The 12780-nt window shown below is 66.0% G+C and carries 12 protein-coding genes; 7 read left to right on the top strand and 5 right to left on the bottom strand.

From position 1 onward, the window contains the following. The first annotated feature begins 93 nt into the window (after window positions 1-93). A complete protein-coding gene (locus AKJ09_RS19295) occupies window positions 94-1407 on the top strand; it encodes a hypothetical protein (RefSeq protein WP_146648669.1) in 1314 nt (437 codons plus the stop codon). 76 nt (window positions 1408-1483) lie between these two features. Then, window positions 1484-1855 (top strand): hypothetical protein, encoded by a 372-nt coding sequence (locus AKJ09_RS19290; protein WP_146648668.1) that lies wholly within the window; start codon window positions 1484-1486, stop codon window positions 1853-1855. 2 nt (window positions 1856-1857) lie between these two features. Here the strand turns inward: AKJ09_RS19290 and aptA are convergent, their stop codons facing one another. After that, complete coding sequence (gene aptA, locus AKJ09_RS19285) at window positions 1858-3198, bottom strand: omega-aminotransferase AptA (protein ID WP_205633747.1); 1341 nt, start codon at window positions 3196-3198, stop codon at window positions 1858-1860. A 165-nt stretch (window positions 3199-3363) separates the two neighbouring features. On the opposite strand from aptA, the gene AKJ09_RS19280 reads away from it, so the two are divergent. Both AKJ09_RS19280 and AKJ09_RS19275 read left to right on the top strand, forming a co-directional pair. Continuing rightward, a complete protein-coding gene (locus AKJ09_RS19280) occupies window positions 3364-5454 on the top strand; it encodes a hybrid sensor histidine kinase/response regulator (protein WP_169927664.1) in 2091 nt (696 codons plus the stop codon). A gap of 123 nt (window positions 5455-5577) precedes the next feature. Continuing rightward, complete coding sequence (locus AKJ09_RS19275; RefSeq protein ID WP_146648666.1) at window positions 5578-5997, top strand: hypothetical protein; 420 nt, start codon at window positions 5578-5580, stop codon at window positions 5995-5997. Here AKJ09_RS19275 and AKJ09_RS19270 read toward each other — a convergent pair whose 3' ends face one another. Continuing rightward, the gene (locus AKJ09_RS19270; RefSeq protein WP_146648665.1) at window positions 5998-6840 is read right to left on the bottom strand and encodes a sigma-70 family RNA polymerase sigma factor; all 843 of its coding nucleotides are present in this window, start codon (window positions 6838-6840) and stop codon (window positions 5998-6000) included. Between the two features lie 155 nt (window positions 6841-6995). Between AKJ09_RS19270 and AKJ09_RS19265 the strand changes: the two genes are divergently transcribed. Both AKJ09_RS19265 and AKJ09_RS19260 read left to right on the top strand, forming a co-directional pair. Next, a complete protein-coding gene (locus AKJ09_RS19265) occupies window positions 6996-8780 on the top strand; it encodes a serine/threonine-protein kinase (RefSeq protein ID WP_146648664.1) in 1785 nt (594 codons plus the stop codon). A gap of 92 nt (window positions 8781-8872) precedes the next feature. Further along, the gene (locus AKJ09_RS19260) at window positions 8873-9424 is read left to right on the top strand and encodes an ureidoglycolate lyase (protein ID WP_146648663.1); all 552 of its coding nucleotides are present in this window, start codon (window positions 8873-8875) and stop codon (window positions 9422-9424) included. A 10-nt stretch (window positions 9425-9434) separates the two neighbouring features. Here the strand turns inward: AKJ09_RS19260 and AKJ09_RS19255 are convergent, their stop codons facing one another. Next, window positions 9435-9791: a hypothetical protein gene (locus AKJ09_RS19255; RefSeq protein ID WP_146648662.1), complete on the bottom strand. Its 357-nt coding sequence runs from the start codon at window positions 9789-9791 to the stop codon at window positions 9435-9437. A 273-nt stretch (window positions 9792-10064) separates the two neighbouring features. Between AKJ09_RS19255 and AKJ09_RS19250 the strand changes: the two genes are divergently transcribed. After that, entirely contained in the window at window positions 10065-10649 is a 585-nt protein-coding gene (locus AKJ09_RS19250; RefSeq protein ID WP_146648661.1) for a superoxide dismutase, read from the top strand. 519 nt (window positions 10650-11168) lie between these two features. On the opposite strand, the gene AKJ09_RS19245 is transcribed toward AKJ09_RS19250, so the two are convergent. Together AKJ09_RS19245 and AKJ09_RS19240 are read right to left on the bottom strand one after the other, a co-directional pair. After that, a complete protein-coding gene (locus AKJ09_RS19245) occupies window positions 11169-11888 on the bottom strand; it encodes an NUDIX hydrolase (RefSeq protein ID WP_146648660.1) in 720 nt (239 codons plus the stop codon). Between the two features lie 30 nt (window positions 11889-11918). Next, a complete protein-coding gene (locus tag AKJ09_RS19240) occupies window positions 11919-12764 on the bottom strand; it encodes a glutathione S-transferase family protein (protein WP_205633746.1) in 846 nt (281 codons plus the stop codon). Window positions 12765-12780: the final 16 nt, after the last annotated feature.

Here is a 12780-nt window from a genome sequence, read left to right as displayed (position 1 = left end):
AACACCAGGCGTACCTAGCGATGTCGGGACGCACGAGACGTCGTTGAGCCCCTGCCGATCCGCCGTGAGGAAGTGCCGTGTTAGCCTGGCAGCATGGTGCGTTGGGCTCGCTCTTCGATCGGCCTTGGCTTGATGCTCGGTACACTCGTCGTTCCGGCATGCACGGGTGAGGATCCGGCGCTCTCCGTCACGCTAGGCGACGGCGGAGGCACGCCCCCCACGACGTCGGGAACGCCCGACACTGGAGGAGGATCGGATAGCGGCGGCCCCACCTGCCCGAAGGATCTTGGGGACTGCGACGGCGACCCGTCCACCGGCTGTGAAGCGAGCCTGCTTGCGCCCGACAACTGTGGATCCTGCAGGCATGCGTGCGGAGGCACCGCCGCGTGCATCGCCGGGCAATGCGCGCCGGAGACGGTCTCGAGCACGCTCGATCATCCTTTCGGCTTCGCGCTCGCCGGCCAGCGCGCTCTCTGGCTCTCACCCGACGCCGTCTTCGGCTGCACGGTCGCCAACTGCGCGACGTCGACGGCCATCATGGTCGACTACGACACGTCGACCGTCAAACCGGTCCCCGGGCAGATCTATTCACCACGGCAGATCGCGGTCGATGGAACGACCTTCTATTACGACACCTGCACGAGCGCGCTCACCGGCTGCGCGCCCGCGGCGTGCCCCATCACGGGCTGCAAGTCCGGTGGCGCGATCAACGGGTCGACGCCCGTCGTCACCACCTCGTCCCGCCGCCGCCCCACCGTCCTCTTCGGCGGTCCTGGTGCAATCTACACGTACCACGGCCTCGACGGCCTGAACCGATACTCGCTCCCGGCACCGTCGACGGTCACGTACCCGAAGATGGACCTCCACGACTACTTCGGCGACGGCTACGTCGATGCGCAGCACTTCGTGTACATCGACAACAACCAAAGCCTCGCCAACCCCACGGGCGGCCTCTACGTATGCCCAGCCGATGGGTGCGTCGGCACGCGAGGCGCAACGCTCTTGCCACCTCCGGTGCGCCTCCTCGCCGTGGCGAACGACATCGCCTTCACCACATCGGGCGGCAATGCGAACCGTCCAAGCGCCTCGGTCATCGCATGCTCGATCACCGGCTGCGGCGGCGCAGGAACCATCCTCGCCCAGAATCAGGCGTACATCAGCGACATCGTCGCGGACGACAGGGACGTTTTCTGGGCCACGATCGGTGCGGCCGATCCGACGACGAACACCGCGCCGGTCGGAACGATCATGCGCTGCTCGCTGCCGTCGTGTACGGGTGGACCGCAAAAAATCGCCGATCAGGTCCTGAACCCCGTCGGTATCCAACTCGACGCAGACTACGTCTATTGGATCACCTACGGCACCGGCACGAACAAGAACGGCACGCTCGTACGCAGTCGCCGGTGACGTCGCGATTCACCTCGGTCCCCATTCCCATTATCTTGTCGACCGGCGTTCGGGGTGTGAACGCGTGGAAGGGATCATGAAGCGAATTGCAGTACTGGGAGTGGGCCTCTCGTTATCGATGCTCGTCGGCTGCTCCGGCGGTTCGTTGGTCGAGTTTCGCCCAGCGAAGAATGCCAAAGAGTTCCCCGCCACGAAGGCGGCCTATCGCGTCAACGAACCTCCCTTCTGCGATTCGATTGGCGTCATTCACGCCGATGGCCCTCACCCCATCGAAGAGATCTCCGAGCTGGCCGCAGCGCACGGCGGAACGCACTACATCGTTCGAAGCGATCGGTCCAAGGAGCACTACGAGACCACTGGCTTCATTACGAGCGGGCTGCTCGTTGCGCAAACGGAGAAGGTCGTCGACCGTCACGTTTGGGTGCAGGTCTTTCGCTGCGATTCCTGACGTCACGGCACCGCACGGAGCGATTCGCCGACGGCATTGAAAAGCAATTCGAGCTCCTTCGGCGTCGACGTGAAGGTGGGTGCAAACTGCAAATTGTCCCCACCGAAGCGGACGTAAAAGCCTCGACGCCAGAGTTCCATTGCGACTTCGTAGGGCCGAACCGCCGCGTCACCGTCGCGCGGGGTGAGCTGCAAGGCAGCTCCGAGACCGCAGTTGCGGATGTCGACGAGGTGCTTCTCCCCACGAAGCGAGTGAATGGCGTTTTCGAAATACGGCGCGAGCTCCTCGGCGCGTTGCACGAGGTTCTCGCGCTCGATGATGTCGAGGGTCGCGAGCGCGGCCGCGCAACCGACGGGATGGGCCGAGTACGTGTACCCGTGGGGGAACTCGACGACGTACGGAGGCGTCGGCTGCGCCATGAACGTTTCGTAGATCTCGCGCGACGCGACGACCGCGCCCATCGGGAAGGTGCCGTTCGTGAGCTGCTTGGCGAGGTTCATGATGTCCGGGATCACGCCGAAGTACTCGGCCCCGAACATCGCGCCCGTACGACCGAACCCCGTGATGACCTCGTCGAACACGAGCAAGATGTCGTGCTGGTCGCAGATCTCGCGAAGACGCATCAAGTAGCCCATCGGCGGAACGATCACGCCGCCCGAGCCCGCAAAAGGCTCGACGAAGACCGCGGCGATGTTCGACGCGTCGTTCAGGTCGATGATGCGCAGCAGGTCGTCCGCAAGCTCGACGCCCTTGAGCGGCAGCCCGCGTGAAAATGCGTTGTCGGGCAACAGCGTGGAGCGCAGGTGGTCGGCTTCCATCATCGCGCCGAAGTCACGACGGTTCGCCGTGATGCCGCCGAGGCTCGTGCCGCCGACGTTGACCCCGTGGTAGGCCTTCGCGCGACCGATGAGCTTCGTCTTGTTCGCCTTGCCCTTGAGGCGGAAGTAAGCGCGAACCATCTTCACTGCGGTGTCGGCGCTCTCCGACCCGGAGTCGGTGAAGAAAACGTGGTCGAGGCCCGGTGGCGTCATCGATGCGAGTCGCTCGGCGAGCTCGAACGAAAGCGGATGCCCGTACTGAAAGCCCGGTGAGTAATCGAGGCTGCCGAGCTGCGAGGCAACGGCCTCTTGGATCTCCTTGCGGCAGTGACCTGCACCACAACACCAGAGCCCCGAGAATGCGTCGTAGACTTGCCGACCGCCCGCATCGGTGAAGAGGTTGCCCTCGGCTGCGACGATGATGCGCGGATCACGGTGGAAGCCGCGATTTGCCGTGTAGGGCATCCAGTGCGCGCGCAAGCTGTGCTCGGAGGGGACCGAACTCTCGACCTTGTTCGTGCTCATCGTGGAAAATCGCCGCAAACCTCGTGCCCGGCATTCACGAGCCCGCGGTCCACGCGGCAGATTCGAACTTCGACGACCTCGAGGTGAAACTTTCACTTTGCGAGACGCGGAAAAAGAGCTGACTTTCAGGACGTGGGACTACGTGACGACGAGCGCGTCAGGAAGGTGCGAGCTGTACTGCGGCCGCTCGGCGAGCTCTCCGATGTCTTTGCGACGGTGTTCGTCCACGCCCCGATCGCGATGCAGATCTACAATGCCGAGGGACAATCGCTCCTCGTCAATCAGGCGTTCCTCGATCTGTTCCACACGCAGCCGCCTCCCGAGTACCGCATCCTCGACGACGAGATCGCCACGGAAACCGGTGCCATCGAGGTCTTGCGACGCGCCTTCGCCGGAGAGCCCGGATCGATCCGTCCCGTTTGGTACGACCCCCGCGACCTCAAGCAAGTGCATGTCACCGAAGGCAGACGCGTCGCCTTCGAGAGCCACGTCATTCCGCTCCACGACGAGCGCGGCAAGGTCGCCTTCGTTCTCCTCTTCATGAGCGACCGGACGGAGGAGACGCGACAGCGTGAGGCGATCATCATCGAGCGCATGCGCATCGCGCGCCTTCAGAGCTTCACGGCGGCCCTGTCGCGCGCGACCACGGTCGCCGAGATTGCCTCGGTCATCGTCACGCGCGCCAATGCTGCGTTCTACGCGCCGCGCAGTCTCGTGGCCCTCGTGGCCCAAGCCGATCGCGTCCTCGACGTCATCGCATCGCACGGCGTGCCCCCCGCCCTCGTGGGACTGCTGCATCGCTCGCCTCTCACGGAGAATTCGCCGGTGACCGCGGCGGTCCAGACAGGCAAGGCACAGAGCTTTCGGAACATCCGGGCGATCACGGAGCATCACCCCGAGCACGGCAACATCCAACTCGCGAGCGATCGCGGCGGCGTCGTGCTGCCACTCGTCGTGGGAGCGCGTGTACTCGGCATCGTGATCCTATCGTTCGGGGAAAGCCTGGCGTTCACCGACGAGCGCAAAGCCGACTTCGACGCGTTCGCACACCTCGCGGCGCAGGCTCTCGACCGCGCCCTCCTCTTCGACCTCGCGCAGTTCGAACGGCAGCGTGCGGAAGCGGCGAGCCGCGCGAAAGACGAGTTCCTCGCGATGGTCAGCCACGAGCTGCGTACGCCGTTGAACTCGATGCTCGGCTGGGCGACCCTCCTCCGAGGAGGAACGCTCGCGGCCGAGACGGCGACCAAGGCCCTCGAAACCCTGGAGCGCAATGCGCGGGCACAAGCGCAGCTCATCGACGACCTACTCGACATCGCGCGCATCACGAGCGGCAAGCTCGCCTTGCGCCGCGAGATCGTCGACTTCGGCCCCGTCGTTCGGGCCGCCTCCGACGCCATCCGCCCCGCCGCCGACGCACGCGGCGTGGTGCTCGACGTCAGCGTTCCCGACGTGGCGTGCAAGGTGTGGGGCGATGCGGAGAGACTCCAACAAGTCGCCTGGAACCTGCTCTCGAACGCCGTGAAGTTCACGCAGCGAGGGGGCCACGTACGACTCGAGATACGTACGCGCGACGACCGCACCGATCTCCTCGTGGAAGACACCGGCATGGGCATGGATCCCGCGTTCGTGCCCTTCGTCTTCGAACGCTTTCGCCAAGCCGAGGGCGGCCCGAGCCGCTCGCACGGTGGACTCGGACTGGGGCTCGCCATCGTACGAAACCTCGTCGAGCTACACGGCGGCTCGGTGGAGGCATTCAGCGAAGGGCGCGGGCGCGGATCACGCTTCGTCGTGTCGCTCCCGCTGTCGGTCACGAGCGACGAAGCTGCTGAGGTGCACATCGAGCCGGGTGTGCTCGACGTAACCGATGGATCGGTGCGGGGTCTGCACGTCCTCGTGGTCGACGACGACGATGACGCACGCACCTTCCTCGCCACGGCGCTCGGATCGTGGGGATGTCTCGTCGAGGTCGCGGATTCGGCCTCGCAGGCCCTCGCGCTTCTCGAGCAGAGCCCACCCGACGTCCTCGTGTCCGACATCGCCATACCCGGCGAAGACGGCTACGCGCTGATCGAGAAGGTCCGGGCGCTACCTCCCCATCGGGGTGGCCTGGTCGCGGCAGTCGCCCTGACCGCCCACGCGCGCGGCGAAGACCGAAAACGCGCAATCGTGGCTGGTTTTCAGCGTCACGTGGCCAAGCCCGTGGACGCCGCCGAGCTGGTGACGATCATCCGAAGTGTCGCCAGCGCTCGCACCTGAGCGGCAGCACGAAAGAAAAAATCGTCATCGCCGGCCGCTACTCCATCGCCGGCAGGGGTGTCTTCCCGGGCGGAAGGCAAGGACCGGCGTGGCGTCGGCCTCCGCCCTTCGTCAGAGGACCCCATGTTTCTTCTCTCGATGATCATCGGTATCGCCGGCGGGCTTTTGGCCATGTCTTCGCTCATCGTTCGCAACGCGCCCGGGGCGTCGGAGAAGCTGGCCACGCTCGCAAAGTACCAGGGCTGGATCGGCCTGACGATGTTCGGCTGGGGCGTCTGGGAGCTCATCTCCTGCGTGCTCTCCATGTCGCTGCTCGGCAGCCATCCGCTCGTCTGGATCTTCTGGGCGCTCTCGGGCGTGGCGGACTTCGCGGTCGGCCTGCTCCTCGGCTTCGGCCTCATCTCGACCTACGCCTTCCGCGGCAACGCGATGGCCATCCAGAAGGGCGAGCTGCTCCGCTCGAAGCTCGTCAACTTCCAGATTCCGCTCGGCGCCATGGCGATCATCATGTCGATCGCCTACGGCGTTCTTCACTTCATCTGATCAGCCGGACTTCACGTCGTGGAGCGCCTGCTGCAGGCTCACGTCGAGACGGCTCTGGATCAACCGGAGCACGCTCTCGACGTCCGGAGCCGAGAGTCGGAGCTCCACTTCGAGACGCTCCTTGGTCCCTTCGGACAGCTCCTGACGAACACGCTCGAGTCGCCTCAGCACGGTGAGGCGATGAACGCCGAGGATCTTGCCGACTTCCTCCATCGAGAGACGATCGATGTAGTGAAGCTTCAAGAGAAGGCGCGTGCTCGGACCGAGCGCTTCGACCGCTTGCAAGAACACACGCCGAAACAGCTCGCGGTACTTGCCCTTCAGGAGCTCCAGCTCGAGATCGGTCGACGCCTCGTCGACCAGCGCGTCACTCGTCGTATGCACTTCGTGCTTCGGTGATTCGCGCTTCATGTTGAGCCAGGCGCGAACCGCAGCGACACGAACCCAGGCGCGTAAATCCCCGCGCCCGCTGTAGGTCAGAATACGGGGCGGCTCGCCCGGAGCCGCCACGAGCAAGCGATGACGAAGGCGCTGGACGACTTCTTCGCTCTCCGCAGCGTCCGCTCGGCGGGCACGCAGGATCTTGTCGAGATCCGCGAAGCAGGTCGCCTCGAGCGCGGCCACGGCGGGGGGATAACCGACACCCGCATGGTACGCCAGCCAGAGATCACCGGCTCGGAGCGACTCCAGCGTCGCCTCCTGAGCATCTCCTCCCGGCGCGCTCACAATCGCCGCGACGAACCTCGCGAAGCCGCTCTCACCACGACCGGTCGCGCTCGATGCGCCGGCCGACCAAGCTGGCCAGGCTGCCTTCGCGTTTCTTACGAACTCGTCGAGGGTCATGGGACGCGAGCAAACGAGGTCGGGGGGGCGAGCAAACGAACCAGACCAAGATTTTCAGCTGACACAGCCGACATGGCTATCGCCCAATCGACCGTGCAAACGCTATCACGAAGGGGAGCCTGACCGGTAGGCTAGCTACCTCGCTCGAGGCCACGATGTCCGCGCTTCCGACCTCGCACTGTCTCGACGAGAACGACGCTCTCGAGCTCCTCGAGGGCCGCATTCCCTCTGAAATCAGGGCCGGATTCGAACGTCACCTCGAAGCGTGCGACGGGTGCCGCGAGCTGCTCGCAGAGCTGGCCAAGCTCGGCAGCGAGGACCCTACCGAACCGATGGACGAGCCGGCCCCCGACGGAGCCATCCCCGAGCGGCTCGGTCCGTACCGGATCGAGCGTGCCGCAGGAGCGGGCTCGGGCGGCACGGTCTACCGCGCCGTCGACGAGCGGACCGGACAGGTCGCGGCGGTCAAGATGCTCGCCGATCCCGCGCTTCGTGCGCGCTTTCTCCGCGAAGCTCGCACGCTCTCGCGCCTGCATCATCCGGCCATCGTCCGCTACCTCGATCACGGCGAAGTGGCCGACGGCATGTACCTCGCGATGGAATGGCTCGAGGGAGAAAACCTCGAGGAGCGATTCGAGCGAGGCCCGCTCCTTTGGCAAGAGGCCGTCGCCCTCGGACAGCGCATCTCCGCGGCGCTCGACCATGCCCATCGGCTCGGCTGCGTTCATCGTGATCTCAGTCCGCGAAACGTCTTTCTCCCGAATCGACTCGTCGCCAACGCGAAGCTGCTCGACTTCGGGCTCGTACGTGTCCACGACGTGGCGCTCGCCAGGACCACGTCGCGAGCCGTGCTCGGCACGCCTTTCTACATGGCGCCGGAGCAGATTCGCGATCCCGGGAGCGTCGACGGTCGCGCGGATCTCTTCGGTCTCGGCATCTTGCTCTACGAGGCGGTGGCCGGAAGCCGCCCGTTCCAAGCCGACGATCTCTTCACTTTGTGGGTCCGCATCGTCGACGACCAGGCGCGCGATCTGAGGCTCGCCGCGCGAACGGTGCCGGAGTCGTTCGTCAGGGTCGTGGAAGCGCTTCTCGCGAAGGATCCCGCCGCCCGCCCGCAGACGGCGGCCGACGTCCACCGTGCACTCTCGGCCACCCTCGAACGACCGGCTTCGCAAGCCACCGTGGCGATGGTGCGTCCTCCGTTTGCCCCCGCGCACGCTCCCCTTCCCGCTCCCCCTCCCCACGTACCGCCGCTCGCGCGTCCCGTACCGACGTTGCCGGTCTACGCGGTGGCTCCCGCCTTGCCCGCGATTCCCAGCACGCCGCCGCGCAGTGGAGGCGTCGCCCCCGTTCTCGCTGCCCTTCTCACCGCGACGACGGTGCTCGGCGGTGGCGGCTTCCTCGCGTATCGCCATTTCGTTGCCAAGAAGCCGAGCGGCGGAGGCGGTGTCACGATCGAAGGCGACGTCGCGCTGATCGAAACGCACGACGGCGGGAACACGGAGAACTCCGATTCGAGCGTCGCGTCCGACGAGCCGAAAGAGCACGCGAACATCGCGCCCGTTCCTCGCGCGGCGCCTCCCTTGCCCAAGGGCGCGCGGAAGGCCGACGACGAGGAGCCGGAGCGCGACAAATTCCTATGCAGCACCGACGGTGACAAGTCCGAGAGCGGCAGGCACTACGGACCGATGATCGCGGGCCAGGCCGATCCGGCCGTGTTCACGGCGTCGAACTGCAAGGCCGTCCTCGAGGACTGCACGATCGACGGCCCGCGCTCGATCCTGATGATGGGCACGTCGCGTCTGCTCCTCCGTCGATGCAAGGTGCTGGGCGACATCGAGCTCAAAGGCGCGGTGACCTTGGAGCTCGAGGGCTCCACGCTGACCCATCCACCGCAGCTCACGAACCTCGGTGGAAGGCCGACGGTCGTGAAGCGCTGAGCGGATCCGACGCGACGAAACCGAGACGCTACGGGCCCTCGATAGAGCTTGACGGTCCTCGACGCCGCGGGTTCGACTTCGAAACACGCGCCATGTCGACGTCCGCCATTCTCACGCCTCACGCGCCTCGCACAATCCGCACAGAGCCGCTCACCGCCGAGACCTTCGCTCCCTACGGGCACGTCGTCATGGCCGAGCGCGGAGACGTCGTCGGCAAGCCTGCGAACCAGGGGACCGCCAAGCGCTACAACTGGCTCGGTCCTGTCGAGAACCTCCGCCCGGCGAACGCGAAGCTGAATCTCTGTCTCTTCCGTTGCTCGCCCCGCACCACCTGGCCGCTGCGCGTCGAGATCATGGAGAAGCACCCGCTCTCGACGCAGGTGGTCGTGCCGATGAACGCGTCACGCTACGTCGTGCTCGTGGCCAAGCCCGGCACCGACATGCCGGATCTCTCCACGCTCCGCGCCTTCGTCGCGACCGGTCTGCAGGGCGTCGCCTACCATCCCGGCACCTGGCATCACCCACTGCTCGCGCTCGGTGCCGAGACGGACTTCGGCTGCGTCGTGTGGGAAGACGAGTCCGATGGGGACTGCACGCTCGTGACGCTTCCCGAGAGCGAGCAGCCCCTCATCGAGCTCATCTGAAACGCGCCGACTACTTCTTGCCGGCGTCCTTCGCGGTGCCGTGACCGCCGTCGACGGCGTCGTTCACGTGGCTGCCACCATCCTTCGCCAAGCCGGCATCGGCCGCGTTGGGCTGCGCCGTGTCGGCCGTCGGAATCGCGGTCGCCGTCGTGCTCACCGTGTTCGCCGCGTTGGTTGCAGCTCCCATGGCCGTCGCATTGGCGGTGGCCGTGCCGGTGTTGGCGGCCTTCGCAGCCGGATCCGCGCCCTGGGCGTTGGTCGTCTCGTTCTTCTTTTCGTCGTTGCTGCATCCGACGACGAGAGCTGCCGACGGCACGAGCACGAGCGACAGCACCAGAGCGAAACGCGAACGTTGAGACGGGTTCATGGTCGATCTCCTTGTCGTCCGTCCGGAGCCGTCGAAACGCTCGCGCCGGTTCTTCGACGCTCGCCCCCCTCGATCCGAACGGTGTCCCAGCGAATAACGCCGTCGGACGCCCACGTGACCCCCTCGGTACAACGAATTACATTCGCGACAATCGATCTGCGTCCGCCGCCCGCGGCGTAAGTGACACGTCGAACGTCGACGAGGAGAGCTCGGGCCTTTTCAACGGCACCCGGCCTGTCTACTGTGCCCTCCCTCGAAGAGAAGGAGAGACACATGGCTTTCACGCTCCCGAACCTGCCGTACGCGAAGGACGCTCTCGCGCCCCACATGTCCGCCGAGACGCTCGAGTATCACCACGGCAAGCATCACGCGGCCTACGTGACGAACTTGAACAAGCTCCTCGATGGCAAGCCGGAGGCGAACAAGAGCCTCGAGGAGATCATCATGAGCTCCGACGGCGGTGTCTTCAACAACGCCGCCCAGGTGTGGAACCACACCTTCTTCTGGAGCTGCATGAAGCCGAACGGCGGCGGCCAGCCGACCGGTGATCTCGCGGCGGCCATCACCCGCGACTTCGGTTCGTTCGACAAGTTCAAGGAAGAGTTCTCGACCGCCGCGGCCACGCAGTTCGGCTCGGGCTGGGCCTGGCTCGTTCTCGACGGCGGCAAGCTCTCGATCATGAAGACGGCGAACGCCGACCTGCCGATGAAGCACGGCAAGAAGGCACTCCTCACGATCGACGTGTGGGAGCATGCGTACTACATCGATTACCGCAACCTCCGCCCCAAGTTCATCGAGACGTTCCTCACGAGCCTCGTGAACTGGGACTTCGTGAGCGAGAACCTCAAGAAGGCCTGAGCCACTCTTGTGGGGACCTCCGGTCCCCCTCAAGCGCTCCGCGCTTGAGCCTCCCCCCGGCTGCCCGCGGCGGGTCGCCTTCGGCGCGTCGCGCTAGACGCGCGACGAAGAACCCGCCGCTCGCCTCGACGCGACCTACGGGCGTCTTGGTCTCTCGAACCTCCGTTTTCGGAGTCAAACGAAAAGGCCACGGGACGCTGTGCGAGCGCCGTGGCCTTTCCCGAAGGCGTCGAGAGACCGAGGCGCCGCAGGTCGCCAAAACGCGAGCGGAGGGTTCGCGTTCGCTCGCGGGACTCGAAAGAAGAGGCCACGGCGCTCGCGCAGCGTCCGTGGCCTTCTCGTTTCCAGGGCTCCCCCGACCAGAGGTTCTGAGAGACCAAGACGTCCGTAGGTAGCCACAACGCGAGCGGCGGGTTCTTCGTCGCGCTCACAGCGCGACGCGCCGAAGGCGACCCGCCGCGGGCAGCCGGGGGGAGGCTCGAAACCGGAGGTTTCGAGGGGGGCTCTGCCCCCACAAGGCTACCGGCGATTCCAGCGATAGAGCTGCGCCGAAGGCTTCGGTGCCGGCTTCGACGTCGCGGGCACCACGAGGCCGCGCACGACGAGCTGCTTCTTCACCATGTGCGGCGTGATCTTCTTGCCGAAGACCACTTCGTACGTGCGGCGAAGCTCGGCGAGCGTGAATCGCGGCGGCAGAAGATCGAAGGCGACATCGCGAAGCGGCGTGTCGAGGTGGCGACAGAGCCGCTGGTAGGCCATCGCGATGATCTTGGCGTGATCGAAGGCAAGGCGAACGCCCTTCCGCTTGGACGGCTTTTCCTTCTTCTTCGCGCTCTTCTTCGAGCTCGAACCGCGCACGCCTTCGATGTCGAGCGTTCGCAAGGGGTGCCAGGCAGCTTCTGCCGCGTCGTCGCCCGCCACGATGGTCACTTCGGCGACGAGGAAGGTCAGCCAGGCCACCGTCACGGTGTGACCGCGAGGATCGCGCCCCGGATCGCCGAACGTCGCGAGCTGCTCGAGCTTGACGCTGCTCACGCCGGTCTCTTCGTAGAGCTCACGCGTGGCCGCACGTTCGAGCGACTCGTTCTCGTTGAGGAAGCCGCCAGGCAGCGCCCAACTCCCTTTGAAGGGTTCGTCCCTGCGGCGAACGAGGAGCACCGCGAGGTCGTCGTGGCGCATCGTGAAGACCACGACGTCGCACGAAACCGCCGGCCGCGGATACGGATACGAGAACGGCACGCGCGAGAGATATCTCGCTGAGAGACGCCGTCAACCGCAGACGACCGCCGCGGCCAAGACCACGCTTTTCTTGACCAATGCGTGCCCACTTCCGAGTCGCACGAGCGGCCTCGGCGGCTCTCTCGAAGCCGTCGCCGCATCAACGCGATCGAGCCAGTCGGTCAGTGCCGGACGGCACGCGAGCTCGTGCGCCTGAGCCCGCGTCAGGTGGTTTCGCAGCGAGTGGAGCTGCGCGAAGATGGCCACGTCGGCGACGGTCGGGCGGTCCTCGGTGATCCAGAACCCGCGCTCGGGCGCCCGCGCCTCGAGAATGTCGATCGTCCGCCGGAAATCGTCGAGAAATGACGATTCCGAGGTCTCCGCGGCATGGAGCTCTGCCACGACCTGGCGCCTCCACCGCGGGGCCAGCATCGTCCGGACGAGCCAGCTCGAGCGGCCGAACATCGCCGCGTGGAACGACGGCCAATTCCGCGCGTCCGCCCAGCGCGACGCCCGCACGAAGGTGCTGAGAACGCGATCGGCCCAGTCCTCCCAAAGCCAGGCCTCGGCCCGGAGGCTCGGTCCGCGGGGCAGGAGCGTGCCCGGCGCGAGCCGCTCGAGATGGGCGAGGACGCGCGTGGAATCCGTGACCTCTTCCCCTTCCACGCTGAGCGACGGAACCTCGTCCGGAGCCGAGAGCACCGAAAATGGCCGGCTGCGTACGGTAAACGGCAAGCCTGCCGCCCCGAGCGCACGCCGAATCTTGAGACCGAAGGGCGAGTAGCTCTCGAGCCCAGCCACGGCGGTCAGGCCGACCTCGCGCAGCTCCAAAGCCGGGGCATGGGCGCGAAGGAGCGGACGGACGGGGGTGGGCGCGAGCGACGGTTCCATGAGCATGACTATCGCGCCTGGT

The organism is Labilithrix luteola, assembly GCF_001263205.1.
In the GTDB taxonomy this organism is placed as follows: domain Bacteria; phylum Myxococcota_A; class Polyangia; order Polyangiales; family Polyangiaceae; genus Labilithrix; species Labilithrix luteola.
Note: the sequence above shows the minus strand (reverse complement) of the source record. Positions and strands in the feature narration are given on the sequence as shown.